The sequence below is a fragment of the Thalassobaculum salexigens DSM 19539 genome (assembly GCF_000423805.1).
Taxonomy (GTDB): Bacteria; Pseudomonadota; Alphaproteobacteria; order Thalassobaculales; family Thalassobaculaceae; genus Thalassobaculum; species Thalassobaculum litoreum.
Genome location: NZ_KE384094.1, coordinates 367,740 through 388,369, shown reverse-complemented (window position 1 = coordinate 388,369; position 20,630 = coordinate 367,740). Strand labels below are relative to the sequence as shown.

Here is a 20,630-nt window from a genome sequence, read left to right as displayed (position 1 = left end):
ACTGAACGGCGGGATCGCCCGCTTGCTGCTTTCACCGATTCCACGCTCGTTGCCGAATATCTTTGGCGAATGACAGAGTGACGGAGACAAATTGGTAGCCGCCGGGTCGATCCGGACCCCCCGCACTCCCCACCGCAGGCTCGCCAAATTTCGGCGTCAGATAGACATGAAAATCCCGCTTACTCAAGGGGCTACTGCAGGCGATGCGACGGCCGGGCCGACGGGGCCGCTTGCCCTCTGTCGGCTCATGCCGCCTGGTGCTCCCGCTCGTCGCGCTGCCAGCCGCTCTCGGTCCAGATCCGGGTCTCGATGCCGATCTCTCCCTGGGCGTCCACGTCGATCACGTTGAAGGCGTTCGGTTCGCCCCGCAGGCGGGTGGAGATCGTCGTGCCGCCATGCACCACCAGCATCGGGCGGTTGGGCGCTGCCCCCGGCAGGGTGCGGATGAACGGCAGGTGCAGGTGCCCGGCCAGAACCAGGCTGACCCGGTGACGGCGGAACAGCGACAGCGCGGCCTCGGCGCGGCGCACGACCCGGTTCTGCAGCCGGGGCTCCGGCGCCAGGAACGGGTGATGGCCGACGACGATCCGGACCCGGCCCTTCGGCACCGCCGCCAGCCGGCGGTCGATCCGGGCGAGCTGACTGCGGCTGATCTTCCCGTCCGCCCAGTTCAGGCGCCACTGGGCGCGGCGCACGGTGTTGATCCCGACCACGGCGACCCGCTCGCCGACCCAGGTCGGCTCCAGCGCATCGCCGATGTGCCGGCGCCAGCGGCGATACGGATCGGCGAAGCGTTCCAGCAGCGCGTGGTAGTAGGGAATGTCGTGATTGCCTGGGACCACGAAGCAGGGCGCCGACAGGTCCGAGATGAACCTGGCCGCCTCGGAGAATTCGCGGTTGCGCGCCCGCAGGGTCAGATCGCCGCTGATGACGACCAGATCCGGCTTGGCATGCTCGATCTCCTGGCGCAGGGGCTCGATCAGCCGCAGGTCGGTCTTGCCGAAATGCAGATCGGAGAGGTGGACCAGCCGGGTCATGCGACCTCCGCCGGCGTCTCCTCAGGCCGCGCGGTCGCCGCCTCGATCGCCTCGCGTGCCCGGATCACCCGCAGCGCGCGGTGGCGGATGCGGTATTCCACCGGCAGGTCGAGGAGCAGGATCTCGCCGTCGTTCAGCACGCGGATCTGCTTGCGGTGGCTCGTCACCGTGGCCGCGCGCACCCGCTCGGCCGTCAACTCCGGATCGGCCCGCCAACGCCCGACCAGGGCGGCGGTCGCCAGCTTCAGGATCTTGCCCGGCGACGGGCGGCGCAGCGCATAGAGGCCGAGGAATCCGCTGTCGAGTTCGGTGCGCACGAACAGCCGGCCAGGTTCGTCGATATAGTCGCCGACCGCAACGGTCAGGTGCCGGGTGCGCAGGGACACCTTGGCAGGGTTCGAGATCAGCACCTCGACCGCCGGATCGCGGTCCATGGTCCTGAACAGATGGGCGATCACCCGGGCCCAGCGTACCGGGTTCAGGCGACCGCGCCAGTGCTCGCGCTGGCGGGCGAGGCGAGAGGCGAAGCCGATCACCGAGCTGCACATGAAGGAGTGACCGTTCACCTCGCCGATATCGATCTCCACCGGTTCGCCGTCGCTCAGCACGGCGATCGCGCCGTCCAGGTCCTGGGGAATGCCGAGATCCTGGGAGAGGTGGTTGAGGGTTCCGCTCGGCAGGATGCCCAGGATCTTGTCCGATCCCGCGACCCGGCGGGCGGCGGCGTTCACCGTGCCGTCGCCGCCGGCGACGATCACCAGCTCGGCCGGCCCGTTGATCGCCTGCTCGACCAGGTCGCCCAGCTCCGAGGGGTCGCCGGTCAGCAGCTCGACCTCGATGCCGGTGGCACGGACGCGCTCGGCGATGTCCTGCGGCGTGATCGAACTGTCCAGAAGGCTGCCGGCCTTCGGGTTCACGATCAGCGTGGCGGTGCGTGGCGGCATCGGACGGGGAACTCGGGATTGTGTGGAGGTCTCCGTAAAAACGCCTCAGGCCCGGATCGGTTCCCTTGCCGACTGTCGGGCGCGCCGGCGCTGCGGCCGCAGCAGAAGGACGAGCAGGATCGGCGCGCCGATCAGGGCGCTCAGCAGTCCGGCCGGGATCTGCCAGGGGAAGTGCACCGTGCGACCAAGCAGGTCGGCCGTCACCATGACGCCGGCCCCTAGCAGTGCCGCCGCCGCGAGCTGCGGCAGGCAGCGGGCGAAGCCGAGCCGCTTCGCGATATGCGGTGCCATCAACCCGACGAAACTCAGCGGGCCGACGATGAGGGTCGCTGCCGCCGTCAGCAGGCCGGCGCCGCAGAGCACCAGCAGGGCGCTGCGTTCCGCCGGAATGCCGAGGGCGCGGGCGTGTGGCATGCCGAGGCTCAGATGCTCGAGCTGGCGGGCGAGGGCGGGCAGGGCCGGCAGCATGGCCAGCGCGAGGACGGCGGCGACCGTGGCTCCGGCCGCATCGACCCGATAGGTCGAGCCGGCCATCCAACCCATGAGTAGCAGGGCGCGCGGGTCGCCGGTCGCGGTCACCGCCGATAGGAGAGCCATCAGAAAGGCCGCCACCGCCACGCCGGTCAGCAGTGCCTGATTGCCGCCGAGCCCGCGTCGCCTTACGCCGAGCAGGAGGACGCCCAGGGTCGCCGCCGCTCCCAGGGCGGCGCAGGCGGTCAGGGCGACCTGCCCCGGCGCGCTCATCGTGAAGACGGCGACCATCAGGCCGAAGGCGCTGCCGGCGCTGACGCCCAGGACTTCCGGGCTTGCCATGGGATTGCGGGTCAGGCGCTGGAGCATGACCCCGGCCGCCGCCAGCAGGGCACCGGCGGCCAGCGCGCCGACCATGCGCGGCAGCCGCCAGGCGAGGAAGGGTTCCAGCCCGGCTCCCAGGTCCGCCACCCAGGCGCCGCCCAGATCGCGGCCGAGGACGAGCGAGGCCAAGGCCAGCACGGTCAGGGTCGCAAGCAGGGCGACCAGCCAGGTGGACGACACCCGAGTCAGGACGAGCGCGCGGGCGCCATGCTGCGGCTCGGCGGCCCGCAGGCGCGTGGCCAGCAGGAACAGGGCCGGGGCGCCGAGCATCGCCGTGACGGCACCGGTCGGCAGGAACATGCCGGTGGCGGCGGTAAGTATCTGCAGCGCCTGATCGGTGACGGTCAGCAGCAGAGCTCCCACCAGCGGGGCGACGACCATCCGGCTCGCCAGCCGTCGGGCACCGATCGCCCGAGCGATGCTGGGGGCGGCGAGGCCGAGGAAGCCGATCACCCCGACCGCGCTGACGGTGAATCCGGCGAGCGCGACGGCGACCGCCAGCGCGCCGGCCCGCACCAAGGCAATCCGCAAGCCGAGCCCGCGCGCCGCCTCGTCGAGCTGCAGCAGGACCAGTGGCCGGGCCAGCAACGCGGCGGCCAGGGCCGCCAGGGCGAGGCGCGGCAGCAGCTCCAGGGTGGGGCGCCAGTCCTGCTGGCTGAGCGAGCCGCTGCCCCACACGAACAGCCCGGCGAGCCGGTACTCGTGCAGCAGGGCGAGGGTCGTCGTCGCCGCGCTGAGGTAGAAACCGACCACCAGCCCCCCCAGCACCACGGCCAGCGGGGCGAAGCGAAACCGGCCGGCGATCAGGAGGACCAGCGCCACCGCGGCAAACCCGCCGGTCAGCGCCACCAGGCCGCGGCTCCACCCCAGCAGGCCCGGTAGGTAGAGCGTGGCGGCGGCGAGGGCGAAGCCGGCGCCCGCCTCCACGCCGATGGTCGAGGGCGAGGCCAGGGGGTTGCGCATCACCTGCTGGAACAGTGTCCCCGACAGGCCCAGTGCTGCGCCGCAGAGCAGGCCGATGCACAGCCGCGGCAGGCGGCTGTAGGCCATGACCATGGCCTCTACGTCGCTCGGCACGGGGGCCAGCAGCCGGTCGAGGCCGAGGGAGGCGAGGCCAGGCGCCAGGTTGACGGCGGTCAGGCAGGCGGCGAGCACCGCCATCGCCGCAAGCCAGAGGGCGGAACGGCCGAGGGTGTCAGGCATGGTCGCGCTCGAAGGATTCCAGCAGCCGGGCGAGGCGGGTGGCGGCGGGCAGGGTGCCGAAGGCGGCCACGTTGGGGAACCGCCGCATCCGGCCTTCGCGCACGAAGGGGAGGCCCTGCCACAGCGGACTGCCGGCCAGGGTCGCCTCCACGTCCGGCGGGACCGGGTCGAAAACCAGCACCCGGGCGTCTCCGATCTCCACCAGTCGCTCGATGCCGACGGTGGCGAAGCCCCAGGCGTTGGTCGGCCCGGACCAGCCGTTGCGCAGGTCGAGGCGGTCCAGGGTGTCCTGGACGATGCCGTTGTCGCCGTAGATCCGCACATGGCGGGTGTCGACGAAATGCAGCGGCACGATGGGCAACTCGGGCAGGCGGGTGAGGCGGTCGCGGATCCGGGCCAGTTCCGCCTCGGTATCCACGATCAGCCGGTCGGCCGCGGCCTCTCTGCCCGACAGGGTCCCCAACCGGCGGGTCGCGGCCAGGATGTTGGGCCAGGGCGAGGTGCCCAGAGCGTGAATGGGGAAGGACTCCACCGGGGCCACCAGCTCGAGCTGGTGGCGTACGCCCTCCAGATAGGGGGTGGAGAGGATCAGGTCGGGGGCGAGCCGGGCGAGGGATTCCATGTTCGGCTCCCGTGCCAGGCCGAGATTGGCCGCACCCGGCGGCAGCGGCGGCTCGACGGTCCAGATGTCCCAATACGGCAGTTGGGCGATGGCGGTGAGGTCGGCGCCGAGCGCGATTAGGGTCTGGGCGAGACCGTGATCCAGCGAGGCGAAGCGCGGCCCGGTCCCGGCCCAAGCTGGCCCGGTCCAAGCAGGTCCAGCGCAGGCGACGGCGCCGAGCCCGGTCAGCAGGTGGCGGCGCGTCAGGTCCATTGCGGTTTCACAGAACATAGGTGACCGGCCGTCCACTGGCCGGGTGGGGAAAGACGCCCATGGGTACGCCGTAGAGGGCCTCCAGCCGGTCGGGATGGAGCAGCGCGTCCGGCGTCCCCTGCGCGGCCACCCGGCCCCGGGACAGCACCACCAGCCGGTCGCAGAACCGGGCGGCGATGTTCAGGTCGTGCAGGATCACCACCACCGAGCGGCCGTGCTCGGTCGCCTGGCGGCGCACGAAGGCCATGACGTCGATCTGCTGCGCCACGTCGAGGGCGGAGATCGGCTCGTCCAGCAGCAGGCAGACGGCGTCCTGCGCCACCAGCATGGCCAGGAAGGCCCGCTGCCGCTCGCCGCCGGACAGGGTGTCGACCAGCCGGCCGGCCAGGGGCAGCAGGTTGGTCATCGCCAGGGCGGTTTCGGTCTTCTGCCGGTCGAGATCGCCGACCCGCCCGAACGGCCCGTGCCAGGGATAGCGCCCCAGCGCCGCCAGCTCGCGCACCGTCAGCCCGTCGGTGTCGGGCGTGTGCTGCGGCAGATAGGCCAGCGACCGGGCCAGCCGGCGCGGTGCATGGGCGGCCAGCGGGGTGCCGAACAGGTCGATCTCGCCGCTGTCGGGCTGGAGCTGGCGCGCCAGGATCTTCATCAGCGTCGACTTGCCCGACCCGTTATGGCCGAGCAGGCCGGTGACGGCCCCGGCCGGCAGCTCCAGGGTCAGCGGGTGCAGCACGGTACGCTCGCCGATCCGCAGACCGATCTCGCGCAGGGAGAAGGCGGCGCCGGGCTGGCTCACGGTTCTTCCGTCTGCGCCACGAAGGTCGCCTGGACGGCGCGGTTGACCGCGACCGGCAGCACCGACATGTGGTTTTCGCCGGCGAAGCGCTCGAAGGTCGCGGCGTCGGCGCGGCCGGCCAGGACGTTGATCTCGTCCGCCCATTCGCGGGCCGTCTCCACGGTGCGGATCTTGCTCAGATGCGTGCGGCGGCTGTCGGCATCCGGGGCGCGGCGCTGGAACGGCGCAAGTTCGGCGGTCTCGTATTCGCCGGTCGACAGCAGGACCCGCCCCTTGAAGTCGCGCCAGTCGTCGCCGGAAAGCGCGTCCCGGCTGCGGGCGATGACCGTGTCCTCCCAGTAGATCGCCGGGCTCGCCGCCACCCAGGTCCGGAAGGCGGCCGGCCGGCGGAACAGGGCGTAGAGCGCGAACAGTCCGCCGAAGGAATGGCCGAACAGGGTCTGCCGGCCGCGGTCGATCGGGAAGCGCGCCTCCAGCATCGGTTTCAGGGCGTCCTCGATGAAACGGAGGAAATCCTCGCCCCCGCCAGTGCGCACGTCCGGTCCGCCCATGTGGAACGGCGGATAGGCCCGGCCCGGCGGCGGGCTCAGGTCCCAGGAGCGGCGCAGCGGGTCATAGGCCGCGTCGGTCGGATAGCCGATGGCGACGACCATGCCGTGGGTGACGTTGGTGCCCTTGGGATAGGACGCCTGGGCACGCACCGCGTCGATCGCGGTGGCGAAGACCGCGTTGCCGTCGACCATGTACAGCACCGGCCAGCCGGTCTCGGACGCCTCCCCCGACGGGGTGTAGACGAACACCCGGTACGGCAGGACGCCGGCATCTCCGGACGGCGCGATGTCGAAAACGCTGGTGCCCGGCAGGGAAGCCGGGCACCGCGTCTCCAGGATGGTGGCGTCGGCCATCAGCCGCTTACCACCGATAGGTCAGGCTGCCGATCACCGTGCGTCCTCGGCTGCGGTAGCAGTAGCCGGCCTCGCAGGTGATGTGCTCCTCGTCGGTCAGGTTGGTGCCGGTAAGACCGATGGAAGCGCCCGGGGCGAGCATGTCGAGATCGTAGCTGATCCGGGCATCGAACATGGTGACGGCGTCGTTGGTGTTGGTGTTGGCGCTGTCGTCGTAGGTTTCGCCGAGATAGCGGGCGCCGGCGCCCAGCTCCAGACCGTCGAGGGTGCCGGCGATGAAGCTGTAGTTGCCCCAGACCGAGGCCATATGCTCGGCCACGCCGACCGGGACGTTGCCCTCGTCGCCGTCGTTGCTCTTGGTGATCTCGGCGTCGATGTAGGAGTAGCCGGCGACCAGGTCGATGTTGTCGCTCAGCTTCATCGCCGCCTCCAGCTCGAGGCCGCGGGAGCGCTGCTCGCCGGTCTGGATGCTGTTGGCGATGTTGTTCGGATCCTGGGTCTTCACGTTGGTTTCGACCAGGTTGTACAGGCTCACGGTGTAGATGCTGTCGCGGCCCGGCGGCTGGTACTTCAGGCCAATCTCATACTGCTCGCCCTCCGTCGGCTCGAAGGAGTCGCCGTTGATGTCGGTGCCGAAATCCGGGGTGAAGGACGTGGCGTAGCTGGCATAGGGCGCGAAACCGCTGTCGAACAGGTACAGCAGGCCGGCGCTGCCGGTGGTTGCGCTGTTCTCGCCCTCGGTGACGCCGCCGGTCAGGTTGTTGGTGGTCTCCTTCTCCGCCCGGTCGTGGCGCAGGCCGCCGTTGAAGCGCCAGCCGCCCCATTCCATCTGCTCGTTGGCGTAGAATCCGAGCTGATTGGCGTCGATGTTCTGGTCGACCAGGATCGTGCCGGGGCGGGAGACGTTCTGGTGGTAGTCCGGGTTCAGCATGTCGATGCTCGGTCCGGTGCCGTAGGCGTACTGCACGTCGGCGTCGATCTTCGAGTAGTCGATACCGATCATCGCGGTGTGCCTGACCGCCCCGGTGGTGAAGCGGGCCTCGGCGGCGGTATCGACCGAGAGATTGTCCATTTCCTCGTAGACGCCGTAGGTGGTGCGCGACAGGGTGTGGCCGTCGCCGGTCATCGAGCTGGAGAGATACTGGTTCTCGGTCTCCACCGTGCCGTAGCGGAAGTTCTGGCGCAGGGCGAAGATCTCGTTGAACTCGTACCGGCCCTCGTAGCCGCCGATATACTGGGTCTGCTTGAGCCCGTCGAAATCCTCGTCGCCGGCCCAGAAGTCGCTGAGCTCGCCGGACGCGAATTGGTAGGGGCGCGACGATCCGGCCGTCTCGAAATGCTGCGCCTCGCCGAGGAAGGTCAGGGTGAGCTTCTCGGTCGGCTTCCAGGTCACCGAGGGCGCGATGAACTGGACGTCGTTGTTGACGCCCATCAGCCCGCTCTCGCTCTCGCGCAGCACGCCGACGAAGCGGTAAAGCAGCGTCTCGTCCTCGGTCACCGGACCGGAGAGGTCGACCTGGCCCTGGCGGTGCTCGTCGGTGCCGAGCTGCACCTCGACCTCGCCGCGGGTGTCCGCGGTCGGCCGCTTGGTGACGCGGTTGACCATGCCGCCCGGGGCGGACTGGCCGAACAGCACCGAGTTCGGCCCCTTCACCACGTCGATGCGCTCCAGCGCATAGGGCTCGGTGTGGAAATAGGACAGCCAGCCGGTATTGGGCTGGCGCAGGCCGTCGCGGAAATCGGCCGTGCTGGTGACGGCGAAGCCGCGGACCTTGATCTGGTCGAAGCGCGGATCGTTGCCGTAGCCGTTGACCTGGACGCCGGGCACATAGCGCAGGCTGTCCTCCACGGTCATGGTCTTACGGTCGCTGATTGCACCGGCGGTAACGACCGAGACCGAGCGCGGGGTCTCGATGATCGGCGTGTCGGTCTTGGAGACGCTGCCGCTGCGGGTCGCCACGTAGCCGTCCACCGGCCCGGTGGCGGTCTGGCCTTCGCCCTCCACGACGACCGGACCCAGCATCATGGCGCTGGAGTCCGAGGTCACCCGGCTGAGGGTCACGGTGTTGGTGCCGCTGAAGGTGGCGGTGATCGGCAGGCCCGACAGAAGCCGGCGCAGGGCGGCATCCGGCGTGAACCGGCCTTGCAGGCTGTTGGAGGTCAGGCCCTCGGTCAGGGCCGGATCGAAGGAGACCTGGAAATCCGCCTGCTGACCGAAGTCGATCAGCGCCTGTTCCAGCGACTTGGCGGCAATGTCGAAGCGCTTCGCCTCGGCCTGGGCGAGCTGTTGCGCCGACGAAGCGGCCGCAGCCTGGTCCACCGTCACCTGGTTCACCGTCGCCTCCGCCAGAGCGGAGGTGGCGATGAGCGAGGCGACGCCCGCCGCGATCGCCCCGTGCAGCGCCGTGCGGGTGCCCCGCCTGTTCGCACCGTTTGCAGCTCCGGTCAGTGCCGGACTCCCATCCCGCAGTCTCATCGCCTTCAGTCCCCTCGTGGTCGATCGGTACCGCCGAGCGGGCGGACAAAAATGCAAATGCGATCCATTCGCATTAATGACGACGAGACCCGAACCCGGTTTTTCAGGGGGCGGACGGAATTTTTTCGTCTCCGAGCGTGAAAACCGACCCGGTGGTCAGTTCGGCACGACCAGAGCCAGCAGCGGGGTGATCTCGTAGACCGAGGCGGAACGGGCTGTTGCGGCGGCGCGCAGGGCCTCCAGCGGCTGGCGCAGGTCGAAGACGCCGCTGACCGGCCGATCGAGAAGGGCATCGTCCGTGGCCAGCACCATGCCCCGGTAATGCGGGCGGATGCGGTCGAGCACCTGACCCAGCGGTTCGCCCTCGGCAATCAGCAGGTGGCGCCGCCAGGCGGCGATATGACCAGCCGGCACGGCGGCCACGTGGATGTCACCGTTGGCCCGGTCGATGGAGAGCCGGTCGCCGGGCGCCAGCCGCACCGGTTCGGGCCGGCCGGGGGTGGCGACGGCGACCGACCCCTCTTCGACCTCGACCGTCACGGCCGCGGCGTCGATCCGGGTGCCGAAGGCGGTGCCGGTTACCGTGACCACCGTCTCGGCGGCCCGAACGGTGAAGGGTCGCGCCTGATCGTGGGTGACCTGGAAGAATGCCTCGCCCTCGACCAGCACTACCTGGCGATGGGCGCCGGAGAAGTCGGTCTTCACCGCGCTGTCCGCGTTCAGGGTGATGACGCTGCCGTCGGGCTGGGTGCGGGTGACCAGTTCGGCGGTCGCGGAGGACAGGTCCGCTCCGTCCAGCAGCCGCTGCACCGGCCCAAGCAGGACCAGGAAAGCCAGACACGCGGCCAGCGCTCCGGCGGCGAGCCACCGTCGATGTCTTGCCGGTCGGCGGGGCGTGAAGGCAACGACGGCGCTGTCCTCGTCGGCCTCCCGTAGCTCGGTCCGGGGGACGGCCTCGCCGGTCAGGGCCCAGACCCGCTGCGCCTTGCCGTAGGCGGCGCGGTGCCGGGGGGCGGCGTCCAGCCAGGTTTCCAGATCGGCGCGTAGCCGGGCATCCTGCGGCCGTTCCTGCAGCTTCAGAAGCCAGTCCAGCGCCTGGTTCCAGGCGGGATCCTGCTGCAGCCGTCCGTTCGCCATCGAAGACTCTTCGCGTGTCATGGGACCGCCCTGGCCGGGTGCGGCGGCGCGTCGGTTCCGGTGCGCCTCATCCTAATGACGAGCGGGGCGCCCGGTTTTTCACCTTCCATCGACAATTGATCCATCACCGGCCGTCCTCGCCCGGATCGTCGGCGAGCTGCTCGGCGCAGACGGTCAGGGCGGTCTTGATGAGCTGGTGGGTGCGGGTCACCGAGATGTCGAGCCGGGCGGCGATCTCCTTCAGGGGCAGGCCGCCCAGCCGGTGCATCTCGAAGGCCAGGCGGGTGCGCTCCGGCAACCCATCCAGTGCCCGCTCGACCCGGCCGAGATCCTGGCGCCAGCGCAGGTTCTCCTCCGGGCTCGGTGTGGTGCTCGCAGCGCGGGCCAGCAGCCCGTCATCCAGATCGTCGACCAGCGGCATGCTCGGCCGCCGGCCCCAGTCATAGGCCAGGTTGCGCACGATCCGGTACAGGTAGCGCACCGGTTCCAGGATCCGGTCGCCCCGCATGCCGTCCCGGGACGGACCATCGCCGGGCGCCTCGCCGCCTTCGCTCTGGCGGGCGAAGCGCAGATAGGCCTCCTGCACCACATCCTCGGCACTGCTGCGCGAGCCGAGGATCCGTGCGGCGTACTGCACCAGGTCCGCCCGATGCTCGACGAAAACCTCCGCAGGATCGCGCTGTGCCGTGTCGCGATTGGCCGTCATGGGACTCGGGGGCGGATGGGCGCGCGCGGGGCGACGGAAGCCGGTGAAAGGGATATTCAATCCGTCTCTAAATGAAAATGAGTCGCAATACCAGAGTGAACCCGTCGCGGAAAGCCAGGGACTCCGCCGAGCCTCAGCCGAGACTCAAACGCGAATTGACTCTTCGGGCGGGTTGGATTTTAAAAGAACAAAGAAAGAACATTTATAAGCGACGCCGGAACGGAGTGGAGATATGTCCGTGACGCTCCTGCCCATCAGACGGGTTTCGGAGCCCTTCTCAAAGGGGGGCGCCGCGCCCCGCCTCGTCCCGCCGCCGCTCGCGAAGTCGGCGCAGCTCGCGGAGGTGTTCGCCCAGTCCCGGGACATGGGCGCGACCGGCTTCACGCTGGCCCAGGTGCCCCCCGGCCGCCCGATCGTCTGGGTGCTGGACCGGATGGCCGCACAGCAGGCGGGCTGGCCCTACGGTCCGGGGCTGCGCGGCTTCGGCGTCGATCCCGACCGGCTGGTGCTGGTCTGCGCCCGCCGGGCCGCCGACGTGCTGTGGTCGATGGAGGAGGCGCTGGCCTGCCGGTCCCTGGGCGCGGTGATCGGGGAGATCTGGGGCATGCCGAAGGCGCTGGACTTCACCGTGACCAAGCGGCTCGCCATCCGGGCGGAGCGGTCGGGGGTCCCGTGCTTTCTGATCCGCTACGCCGCCGAGGAGACCCTGTCGGCGGCGCGGCGGCGCTGGCGGGTGACGACCCTTGCCTCCGCGCCGCATCCGTTCGATCCCCGCGCCCCGGGCGCGCCGCGCTGGCGCACCACCCTGTTCCGGGCGCGGGACACCAGACCTGGCGCATGGGAGGCGAGCTATGAACGACAGGCGCATCGTCTCGATTTTTCTGCCGCAGTATCCGATCCAGTGCTGGCGGAGGAGCCGGCGCGACAGCAGGTCTGGGGCTGAGGCGGAACAGGCCGTCGTGCTGCTGCGCGACGGTCGGCACGGGCCGGTCATCCACGACCTGACCCCCGCCGCCGCCCGCCACGGCCTCGCCGGCGGGATGGGGATCAGCGACGCCCGCACCCTGCTGCCGAGCGTCCAGGTGGAACCGGCCACCCTGGAGGCGGATCAGGCGGAGCTCGTGCGGCTGGCCCGCTGGGCGCTGCGCTGGTGTCCCTGGACCCGCGCCGACGGGGCCGACGGGCTGCTGCTCGACACCACCGGGTCGGATCATCTGTGGGGCGGAGAGGCGGCGATGCTGGCGGCGATGGTTTCGGCCTTTGCACGGATCGGGCTGAGTGTGCGGGCCGCCGCCGCGCCGACCCTGGGCGCCGCCTGGGCTCTGGCGCGGTACGGAGCGGTCTCGCCGGTGATCTGCGCCCCGGACGCGCTGTCGCAAACCCTGGCCGACCTGCCGGTCGTCGCCCTGCGGCTCGACGAGGAGACGGTGTCGCTGCTGCACCGGCTGGGGCTGAAGACCGTCGATGCGCTTCAGGCGGTGTCGCGGACGGCCCTTGTCCGCCGGTTCCGCGAGCGGGCGCCCGATGAAGCCAATCCGGCCCGCCGGCTGGACCAGACGCTGGGCCGGGTGGCGGAGCCGCTGATGCCGGAGATGCCGCCGCCGGCCCCCCGCGCCCTGCGCCAACTGGTGGAGCCGATCGTCGATGTCGACAGCGTCAGCCAGGTCCTGGCGGAACTGCTGAAGGATCTGACCGCGGAGATGGAGCGCCGTGGTCAGGGCGCCCGGCGGCTGCGGCTGACCGGCTACCGGGTCGATGGCGGCACCGCCTCGGTGGAGACCGCCGCCGCCCGGGCCAACCGCGACCCGGACCATCTCGCCCGGCTGTTCCGCGACCGGCTGGAGGGGCTCGATGCCGGCTTCGGCTTCGAGGTGATGACCCTCGACGCCCTGGTGCTGGAGGAGATGGAGGCCCTGCAATGGGACTTGTCCGGCGGCGACAGCGGCGACCTCGATCTGACCCGGCTGATCGACCGTCTGACCGCCCGGCTCGGCCGCGACGCGGTGCTGCGGCCGGTGGAGACCGCCAGCCATATTCCCGAGCGTGCCTCCCGGTTCCGTCCGGCCGACCTGGAGGCGGGGGAGGTGCCGCGGCCGAAGGGTCCGGCAAAGCCCCGCCCGGTGCGCCTGCTGCGGCCGCCGGAAGCCGCCGATGTGCTCTACGCCGTCCCGGACGGCCCGCCGGCCCGGCTGGTCTGGCGCCGGCAGACCCACCGGGTGGTGCGCAGCGAGGGACCGGAGCGGATCGCCCCGGAATGGTGGCGGGAGCGCTCCACCACCCGGCTGCGCGACTATTACCGGGTGGAGGATGCCGAGGGCCGGCGCTACTGGATCTATCGCGAGGGCCTGCCCGGGGACGGCCGGGGCGGGGCGCCGCGCTGGTTCGTCCACGGCCTGGACGCGTGAGGGAGCGGAGCCGTGCGCGCACCCTTCGTCGAACTGGGGACGGTCTCGAACTTCTCGTTCCTGCAGGGCGCCTCGCACGCCCATGAGCTGGTCGAGGGGGCCGCCACCCTCGGCTACGACTCGCTCGGCCTCGCCGATGTGAACACGCTGGCCGGCGTGGTGCGCTTTCATGTCGCTGCCGAGGAGAGCGGTCTGCGCCCGCTGATCGGCTGCCGCCTGGAACTGCTGGACGCGCCTGCGCTCTACGCCTATCCGAAGAGCCGGGCGGGGTATGGCCGGCTGTGCCGCCTGCTGTCGGCCGGCAAGATGCGGGACGCCGACGGCAACTGGCAGCGCAAGGGGGTGTGCGACCTGACCCTGTCCATGGTCGCCGAGACTCTGGGACCGGCGGGCGATCCGCTGCTGATTGCGGTGCCGGGTGAGGATCTGGACGCCTTCGCCGCCGACCTGCCGCGTCTGGTGGCGGCGCTGCCCGGCCTCGGCCATGTCGCCGCCAGTCATCTCTATCGGGGTGACGACCGGGCGCGGATCAACCGGCTGGACGGCCTGGCGCGGGAGCAGGGCTTGCGGATCGTGGCGACCAACGACGTCCGCTACCACACCCCGGCCCGCCGGCCGCTGCAGGACGTGATGACCTGCATCCGCGAGAAGGTGACGATCTTCACCGCCGGCGACCGGCTGCATCCCAACGGCGAGCGCCACCTGAAGAGCCCGCAGGAGATGCGGCGGCTGTTCGCCGACTGGCCCGACGCCATCGACCAGAGCCGGCTGATCGCCGATGCCTGCCGCTTCTCCCTGTCCGAACTGCGCTACGAATACCCGCAGGAGACCGTCCCCGAGGGCCGCACCCCCGACGCGCACCTGGCGACGCTCACCTGGATCGGGGCGAACAAGCGCTATCCCAGGGGGATTCCGAAACGGGTCCGGGAGACGCTGGACAAGGAGCTGGCGATGATCGCCAAGCTCGACATCGCCCGCTACTTCCTGACCATCGACGAGATCGTCGGCTACGCCAAGGGCGAGGGCATCCTGTGCCAGGGCCGCGGGTCGGCGGCGAACAGTGCGGTGTGCTACTGCCTCGGCATCACCGCCGTCGACCCGGCCCAGCACGAGCTGCTGTTCGAGCGCTTCATCTCCGAGGAGCGCCGGGAGCCGCCGGATATCGACGTGGATTTCGAGCACGAGCGGCGCGAGGAGGTGATCCAGCACATCTACGAGCGCTACGGCCGCGACCGCGCCGGTCTCTGCGCCACCGTCATCCACTACCGCCCCCGCCTGGCGGTGCGCGAGGTCGGCAGGGCGATGGGCCTGTCGGAGGACGTGACCGCCGCGCTCGCCCGCACCGTCTGGGGCTCCTGGGGCAGCGGCGTGGACGAGGTGCGGGTGCGCGAGGCCGGGCTCGACCCGGCGGACCCGCATCTGCGCCGCACTCTGATGCTGGCCGGCGAACTGATGGGCATGCCGCGCCACCTGTCCCAGCATGTGGGCGGCTTCGTGCTGACCGACAGCCCGCTGATCGAGACCGTGCCGGTCGGCAACGGCGCGATGGCCGACCGCAGCTTCATCGAATGGGACAAGGACGATATCGACGCGCTGCGCATGATGAAGATCGATGTGCTGGCGCTCGGCATGCTGACCTGCATCCGCAAGGGCCTCGACCTGATAGCGGCGCATTACAACAAGTCCTACACCCTGGCGAGCGTCCCGCAGGAGGACCGGGCGGTCTACGACATGCTGTGCCGGGGCGACTCCCTGGGCGTGTTCCAGGTCGAGAGCCGGGCGCAGATGAACATGCTGCCGCGCCTGAAGCCCCGCTGCTTCTACGACCTGGTGGTGGAGGTGGCGATCGTGCGCCCGGGCCCGATCCAGGGCGACATGGTGCATCCCTATCTGCGCCGCCGGCAGGGCCGCGAGCAGGAGACCTATCCCTCGCCCGGGCCCGAGCACGACCCGGACGAGCTGCGCAACATCCTCAAGCGCACCCTGGGCGTGCCGATCTTCCAGGAGCAGGCCATGAAGATCGCCATGGTGGCGGCCTGTTTCTCGCCGGTGGAGGCCAACCAGCTGCGCAAGGCGATGGCGACCTTCCGCTCGCGTGGCCAGGTCAGCGCGCACAAGGAGAAGATGGTCGGCCGGATGATCGAGCGCGGCTACGATCCGGATTTCGCCGAGCGCTGCTTCAGCCAGATCGAGGGGTTCGGCGAATACGGCTTCCCCGAGAGCCACGCCGCCAGCTTCGCCCTGCTGGTCTATGTCTCGAGCTGGATGAAGTGCCACTACCCGGCGGCCTTCGCGGCGGCCCTGCTGAACTCCCAGCCGATGGGCTTCTATGCCCCGGCCCAGATCGTGCGCGACGCCCGCGAGCATGGGGTCACCGTGCTGCCGGTCGACGTCAATTTCAGCGACTGGGACAACACGCTGGAGCCGATGACGGCCCGGGGGCGGGCGAGGGAGCGGAGCCAGCGGATCGGTCCGCCGGACTATGCCCTACGCCTCGGCCTGCGTCAGGTGGAGGGGCTGGCCCAGGAGGACGCGGCCCGGCTGATGGCGGCGCGCGTCACGCCCTATGTCAGCCTCGACGAGCTGCACGACCGCGCCGGGGTCTCGGGCCGGGGCATCCGGGTGCTGGCCTCGGCCGACGCCTTCCGCTCCCTGGGCCGCGACCGGCGGGCCGCACTGTGGGACGCACGGGCGATCCGCGACGCCCCCGACCTGCCGCTGTTCACCCGGGGTGGGGTGGAGCAGGAGGGGCCGGACGTCGCCGTCACCCTGCCGGCGATGCCGCTCAGCGAGCATGTGGTGGTCGACTACCAGACCACCCGCCTGTCGCTGAAGGCCCATCCCATGAGCTTCCTGCGCGACCATTACGCCGGGCTCGGCTTCCGCCGCACGGCCGATCTGGAGAAGGCCCGGTTCGGCCAGCGGGTGAAGGTGGCCGGGGTGGTGCTGATCCGCCAGCGGCCGGGCAGTGCGAAGGGTGTGGTCTTCGTCACCCTGGAGGACGAGAGCGGCATCGCCAATCTGGTGGTCTGGCCGGACGCGCTGGAGACCTACCGCCCGATCGTGATGGGCGCCCGCCTGATGGCGGTGACCGGCCGGGTGCAGGTGTCGGAGACGGTGATCCACGTGGTGGCGGAGCACCTGGAGGACCACACGGCCCTTCTGGACACCCTGTCCGACGGCCGCCCGGACATGGCGCTGGACCCGCCGCTCGCCCGCGCCGACGAGGTGGCGAGGCCGATCCCCTCCGCCCCGGCACGGCATCCGCGCAACGTGCGGATCCTGCCGAAGTCGCGGGATTTTCATTGAGGTGAGATGTCCGCTGGAGTGGTGCCGGCAGCAGGACTTGAACCCGCGACCCTCTGATTACAAATCAGATGCTCTACCAGCTGAGCTATGCCGGCACGCCTGCGTTTCTGCGCAGTTCGCAGCCCGACGTCAAGCGTCCCGTGGTCGCCCCCGCCTCACGCGTGCGGATGCTCTCGGACCCAGTGTTCGGCGATCTCCTGGCGGCGGGCGACCCAGATGCCACCCTTCTCCTGCACGTAGTCCAGCAGCTTCGCCAGGCCCGCCGCCCGCGACGGATGGCCGATCAGGCGCAGGTGCAGACCGCAGGACATCATCCGCGGGCTGGTCGCGCCTTCCTCCCACAGCATGTCGATCGCGTCCTTCACGAAGGTGAAGTAGTCGTCGCCGGTGGGGAAATGGTTGCGGGCGAACTTGCTGTCGTTGGTGGTCAGCGAATAGGGTACCACCAGATGCGGCCGGCCCGACACCTCGGTCCAGTACGGCAGCTCGTCGGCATAGCTGTCGCTGTCGTAGAGGAAGCCGCCATGCTCGACCACCAGCCGGCGGGTATGGACGCTCGGGCCGTGGCGGCAGTACCAGCCGGCCGGCTTGGCGCCGGTGGTGCGCTCCAGGCTCGCCACCGCGCGGGCGATGTGGTCGCGCTCCTCGGCCTCGCTGAGCTGGAAATGGTTCACCCAGCGCCAGCCGTGGCAGCAGATGTCCCAGCCGCTCTCGCGGATCGCGGCGGCGGCCTCGTCGTTGCGCTCCAGGGCCAGGGCGCAGGCGTTGACGGTGAGAGGCAGGTTGCGCTCGGTGAACAGCCGGTGCAGCCGCCAGAACCCGACCCGGGTGCCGTATTCGAACATCGACTCCGCCGCCAGATCGCGCGAGCCGGGGCCGTTCGGGCTGTCCGGCGAGTCGGTCAGGCTGCCTTCGGAGAAGCCGTCGCCCTCGGGGATCGAGTATTCCGACCCCTCCTCGTAGTTCATGACGAAATTGATCGCCAGCCGCGCGCCGCCGGGCCAGTTGGCGTGGGGTGGGGTGCGGCCGTAGCCGACCATGTCGCGGTCCAGATGCGGCTGGAAATTGGGGTCGTCCCGGTTGGGTCCATCCCGGTCAGGAGCGCTCAAACGATCCTCGCTTCGGCCAGTTTGCGCTGCAGGTCGCGCAGACGGGACGCACGTTCGCCCTTTTGCTCGGCGCCGTCCAGGTAGCTGTCGAGGAAATCCGGCCGCTTCATGAGCTGCTGGGCGGCGGCCCGGGCGCGCTCGGCGTTCTCGCCCTCGGTGAAGGCGCCCTCGCGGCACAGGTCGACTACGCGCAGCAGGCGCTCGGCGGCAGAGCCGGTGCCGTCGTTCAGCTTCTCCAGCAGGCGGGAGCTGTCGAGCAGGGCGGTCTGGGCCTGCTCGACCTGCCGGGCCATGCGGTCCCTGGCCCGTTCGGTCAGCTGGGAGCCCTTCAGCACCCGGTGCAGGGTGCCCATCGCCTTGATCTGCTGGCGTACCGACAGGTCATCCGGCACCAGCTTGGCCTCGACCTTCGGCTGAGCCATCAGCTCGGCGATGTACTGTTCCAGATACGTGCGCGCGGTGTCGCCGAACACCTTGGTGTGCAGGGTGATCGACCGCATCACCCGCTCGCCGACGCTGCGCGTGCCCTGCATCAGCATGTCGATGGTCTGGTCCGACAGGGCGCGGCCGAGCCGCCGCTCCAGCGCCTGCTGGGTGGTGTCGCCGCCGATCAGCGCGCCCTCGAGGGTCAGGGTGTTCCGCAGCTCGACGACGAACAGGATCTCGTCGGAGAGGGCCTTCCCGGTCATCTTGTCCGACCCCGCGACCAGCCGGACGATGTGGCCGGCGAGGGCGGCGCGGGTGTCGGGCATCGGCGCCCGGGTCAGGAGTTTGTAGAAGGGGACCGCCAGGACCGCCTTGGGCGGCGCGTCGGTCGGCCGCGCGGTCTGGTTGACCAGGGCCAGCAGGCTGACGATCTGGTCGCCGGCATTGGGCACCTCGCCGATGACGTCCTTAAGCACGTCCACCGGGCGCAGCAGCTCGCCCAGGAACCGGTCCATGCAGCCGAGCGCCTCCGGCGTGGTGGCGCTGGCGGCGCATTTCAGCAGCGTGTCGACCTTGTCGGCCCAGGTCTTCTTCTCGGCCAGGCCGGCGGCGATCGAGCACAGGGTGCGAAAGATATAGGCCGAGTCGGTTTCCTGGTCGCGGCGGGCCAGCAGCGTGCCGGCGGTCTCCGGCGTCATCGGCGCCGGGGCGACGGCCGCGACGTCCTCGGCCAAGGCGGCCTTGGCCTGGTCGAGAATGTCCCACAGCCGCCGGATGCGCTCGCTCACCGGCACGCTCATGCCGCGGACCTGCCAGCTTGCGGCCTTCTGGACCGCCTGCATGGCGCTGGTGCCGCTGTTCATCAGGTCGGCCTGATGGCGCGGGCTGTACAGCACCTCGATCGCGGTCAGCTTGCGGGGGCCGAGATAGGCGGCGGCGGCGCGGGTCATCACCTCACGGGCGTCCGCCGTGAAGAGGTCCGCGGCTTCCTCGCAGACGGCTGCCTTGGCGACCTCGATGTCCTCGCGCGGCGTGAACACCATAACGAATGTGACTCCTGCAATAGTACCCGCGGGCCGGAGCCCGCCGCGCTGGTCGAGGGTCGGTTTATCGCCAAGAAACCTTTGATATTAGGTTAACCGACCTTTCGCCCCGGCGCGACAGCGGCGTGATGCAGGGCGATCGCCGCGGCGGCGGAGACGTTCAGCGAGCGGATCGGCGCCCGGGTCGGCAGGTGCACGAGCTGGTCGCAGGTCTCGCGGGTCAGCCGGCGCAGGCCGTCGCCCTCCGCCCCCATCACCAGGGCGGCCCGCCCCGACAGATCCAGGGTGTCCAGCGCCACCGGCCCTTCCTCGGCGAGACCGACGCACCAGAATCCAGCCTCCTGAATGCTGCGCAGGGCACGGGCCAGATTGGTCACCCGCACCAGCGGGGTGACGTCCAGCGCGCCGGACGCGGTCTTGGCCACCACCGCGGTCACCTGCGGCGTGTGCCGGTCCTGGACGATCACCGCATCGGCGCCGAAGGCCGCGGCGGAGCGCAGCACCGCCCCGAGATTGTGCGGATCCGTCACCTGGTCGAGCACCATCAGCAGCGCCTGCGGGCCGGCGGCGTCGAGCACCTCCTCCAGGGCGGTGTCCGGCAGCGGGTCGACCCGGGCGACGAGCCCCTGGTGCACAGCGCCCTCGCCGACCAGGGCGACGATCTCCTCCGCCGTCGCCGTCCGGGGGACGGGCAGGGCCTGTCGGCGGGTCTCGGGCAGGGCGGCCACGGCCTCGGCCAGTTCCGCCGCGGTCTCGGCGCTGCCCGTCAGCGCACGGACGGTCCGCCGGGGATTGCTCAGCGCGGCCATGACGGCATGGCGTCCGAACAGCAGAGTCGGGTCGTGGGATGTCCGCTCGGCGTCGCGACCGGGGGGCGTGGGGGGGCCAGCGGACCGGTCGCGACCGGATGCCGGGGATTTCGCCGCGCGGTTGGGGCGGCCGCCGTATTTTCGTTTCGCCATGGCTATGCTAGGGTTTTCCTGTGTTGGGAGACGACAATCCGCCTGGATTACCGGCGCGGACATTTTTTGTCGCGTTCGTCGTTGACAAACGGTCGCGAATTAACATAGTTCGCACTCCCTCAGGAACGGGGCTTGCGGAAGCGAGATAGCGATCCGATCCAAAGGTGGGGTGGCCGAGTGGTTAAAGGCAGCAGACTGTAAATCTGCCCGCGTATGCGTACGTAGGTTCGAATCCTACCCCCACCACCACTCGCTGACCGGATCGCGACCGACCGACAAGACCTTGAACAGAGGTTAGATTTTTCCGGCATCTCCTGGATGCCTCCACGATGCAGCCGACGGGAACGACGAGATGGCCAAGGAGAAATTCGCGCGGACAAAGCCGCACTGCAACATCGGCACGATCGGTCACGTCGACCATGGCAAGACGACGCTGACGGCCGCGA

The 20,630-nt window shown here is 70.3% G+C and carries 16 protein-coding genes and 2 tRNA genes; 5 read left to right on the top strand and 13 right to left on the bottom strand.

What is annotated here, in order from left to right:
- Positions 1-245: 245 nt before the first annotated feature.
- The 9 genes from G578_RS0117060 to G578_RS0117020 all read right to left on the bottom strand — a co-directional run bounded on the left by G578_RS0117060 (position 246) and on the right by G578_RS0117020 (position 10,930).
- Entirely contained in the window at positions 246-1,037 is a 792-nt protein-coding gene (locus tag G578_RS0117060; protein ID WP_028795282.1) for a metallophosphoesterase family protein, read from the bottom strand.
- Positions 1,034-1,981, bottom strand: coding sequence for a diacylglycerol/lipid kinase family protein (locus G578_RS26775; protein WP_051244952.1), 948 nt, complete (start codon positions 1,979-1,981; stop codon positions 1,034-1,036). The genes G578_RS0117060 and G578_RS26775 overlap by 4 nt, the downstream gene beginning before the upstream one ends.
- 45 nt (positions 1,982-2,026) lie before the next feature.
- A complete protein-coding gene (fhuB, locus tag G578_RS26770; RefSeq protein ID WP_051244951.1) occupies positions 2,027-4,039 on the bottom strand; it encodes a Fe(3+)-hydroxamate ABC transporter permease FhuB in 2,013 nt (670 codons plus the stop codon).
- Entirely contained in the window at positions 4,032-4,913 is an 882-nt protein-coding gene (locus G578_RS0117045; RefSeq protein ID WP_084618978.1) for an ABC transporter substrate-binding protein, read from the bottom strand. Before G578_RS0117045 ends, fhuB begins: the two co-directional genes overlap by 8 nt.
- 7 nt (positions 4,914-4,920) lie before the next feature.
- Positions 4,921-5,706, bottom strand: a complete 786-nt coding sequence (locus G578_RS0117040; protein WP_028795280.1) for an ABC transporter ATP-binding protein — start codon at positions 5,704-5,706, stop codon at positions 4,921-4,923.
- Complete coding sequence (locus tag G578_RS30220) at positions 5,703-6,611, bottom strand: alpha/beta hydrolase (protein ID WP_028795279.1); 909 nt, start codon at positions 6,609-6,611, stop codon at positions 5,703-5,705. Before G578_RS30220 ends, G578_RS0117040 begins: the two co-directional genes overlap by 4 nt.
- 7 nt (positions 6,612-6,618) lie before the next feature.
- Entirely contained in the window at positions 6,619-9,087 is a 2,469-nt protein-coding gene (locus tag G578_RS0117030; RefSeq protein WP_084618976.1) for a TonB-dependent siderophore receptor, read from the bottom strand.
- Positions 9,088-9,243: 156 nt separating this feature from the next.
- Entirely contained in the window at positions 9,244-10,224 is a 981-nt protein-coding gene (locus tag G578_RS0117025) for a FecR family protein (RefSeq protein WP_051244950.1), read from the bottom strand.
- Positions 10,225-10,348: 124 nt separating this feature from the next.
- Complete coding sequence (locus G578_RS0117020) at positions 10,349-10,930, bottom strand: sigma-70 family RNA polymerase sigma factor (RefSeq protein ID WP_028795276.1); 582 nt, start codon at positions 10,928-10,930, stop codon at positions 10,349-10,351.
- Positions 10,931-11,168: 238 nt separating this feature from the next.
- On the opposite strand from G578_RS0117020, the gene G578_RS26765 reads away from it, so the two are divergent.
- From G578_RS26765 to G578_RS26760, 3 genes are read left to right on the top strand one after another with little or no spacing between them, the layout of a single operon-like run.
- Positions 11,169-11,873 carry an ImuA family protein gene (locus G578_RS26765; protein ID WP_211228948.1) on the top strand — a complete coding sequence of 235 codons (705 nt, stop codon included), beginning with the start codon at positions 11,169-11,171 and terminating at the stop codon, positions 11,871-11,873.
- The gene (locus G578_RS0117010) at positions 11,782-13,335 is read left to right on the top strand and encodes a Y-family DNA polymerase (protein ID WP_084618974.1); all 1,554 of its coding nucleotides are present in this window, start codon (positions 11,782-11,784) and stop codon (positions 13,333-13,335) included. Before G578_RS26765 ends, G578_RS0117010 begins: the two co-directional genes overlap by 92 nt.
- A gap of 12 nt (positions 13,336-13,347) precedes the next feature.
- Positions 13,348-16,644, top strand: a complete 3,297-nt coding sequence (locus G578_RS26760) for an error-prone DNA polymerase (protein WP_051244949.1) — start codon at positions 13,348-13,350, stop codon at positions 16,642-16,644.
- A 19-nt stretch (positions 16,645-16,663) separates the two neighbouring features.
- On the opposite strand, the gene G578_RS0117000 is transcribed toward G578_RS26760, so the two are convergent.
- The 4 genes from G578_RS0117000 to rlmB form a co-directional block, all read right to left on the bottom strand.
- A tRNA-Thr gene (locus G578_RS0117000) sits at positions 16,664-16,739 on the bottom strand.
- 60 nt (positions 16,740-16,799) lie between these two features.
- Complete coding sequence (locus G578_RS0116995; protein WP_245565639.1) at positions 16,800-17,753, bottom strand: allantoinase PuuE; 954 nt, start codon at positions 17,751-17,753, stop codon at positions 16,800-16,802.
- Positions 17,750-19,222: a hypothetical protein gene (locus G578_RS0116990; RefSeq protein ID WP_028795273.1), complete on the bottom strand. Its 1,473-nt coding sequence runs from the start codon at positions 19,220-19,222 to the stop codon at positions 17,750-17,752. The genes G578_RS0116995 and G578_RS0116990 overlap by 4 nt, the downstream gene beginning before the upstream one ends.
- 92 nt (positions 19,223-19,314) lie before the next feature.
- A complete protein-coding gene (gene rlmB / locus G578_RS0116985) occupies positions 19,315-20,184 on the bottom strand; it encodes a 23S rRNA (guanosine(2251)-2'-O)-methyltransferase RlmB (RefSeq protein WP_028795272.1) in 870 nt (289 codons plus the stop codon).
- Between the two features lie 163 nt (positions 20,185-20,347).
- Between rlmB and G578_RS0116980 the strand changes: the two genes are divergently transcribed.
- Both G578_RS0116980 and G578_RS30215 read left to right on the top strand, forming a co-directional pair.
- Positions 20,348-20,433 (top strand) — tRNA-Tyr (locus G578_RS0116980).
- A 103-nt stretch (positions 20,434-20,536) separates the two neighbouring features.
- Positions 20,537-20,630 (top strand): GTP-binding protein (locus G578_RS30215; RefSeq protein WP_139189472.1); only part of this gene is annotated, 94 nt, incomplete at its 3' end.

Bases quoted from the DNA above. Each gene is read 5' to 3' on its own strand.
- G578_RS0117060 (WP_028795282.1), bottom strand. From the start codon at position 1,037: ATGACCCGGCTGGTCCACCTCTCCGATCTGCATTTCGGCAAGACCGAC.
- G578_RS26775 (WP_051244952.1), bottom strand. From the start codon at position 1,981: ATGCCGCCACGCACCGCCACGCTGATCGTGAACCCGAAGGCCGGCAGC.
- fhuB (WP_051244951.1), bottom strand. From the start codon at position 4,039: ATGCCTGACACCCTCGGCCGTTCCGCCCTCTGGCTTGCGGCGATGGCG.
- G578_RS0117045 (WP_084618978.1), bottom strand. From the start codon at position 4,913: ATGGACCTGACGCGCCGCCACCTGCTGACCGGGCTCGGCGCCGTCGCC.
- G578_RS30220 (WP_028795279.1), bottom strand. From the start codon at position 6,611: ATGGCCGACGCCACCATCCTGGAGACGCGGTGCCCGGCTTCCCTGCCG.
- G578_RS0117030 (WP_084618976.1), bottom strand. From the start codon at position 9,087: ATGAGACTGCGGGATGGGAGTCCGGCACTGACCGGAGCTGCAAACGGT.
- G578_RS0117025 (WP_051244950.1), bottom strand. From the start codon at position 10,224: ATGGCGAACGGACGGCTGCAGCAGGATCCCGCCTGGAACCAGGCGCTG.
- G578_RS0117020 (WP_028795276.1), bottom strand. From the start codon at position 10,930: ATGACGGCCAATCGCGACACGGCACAGCGCGATCCTGCGGAGGTTTTC.
- G578_RS0117010 (WP_084618974.1), top strand. From the start codon at position 11,782: ATGAACGACAGGCGCATCGTCTCGATTTTTCTGCCGCAGTATCCGATC.
- G578_RS0116990 (WP_028795273.1), bottom strand. From the start codon at position 19,222: ATGGTGTTCACGCCGCGCGAGGACATCGAGGTCGCCAAGGCAGCCGTC.
- rlmB (WP_028795272.1), bottom strand. From the start codon at position 20,184: ATGGCGAAACGAAAATACGGCGGCCGCCCCAACCGCGCGGCGAAATCC.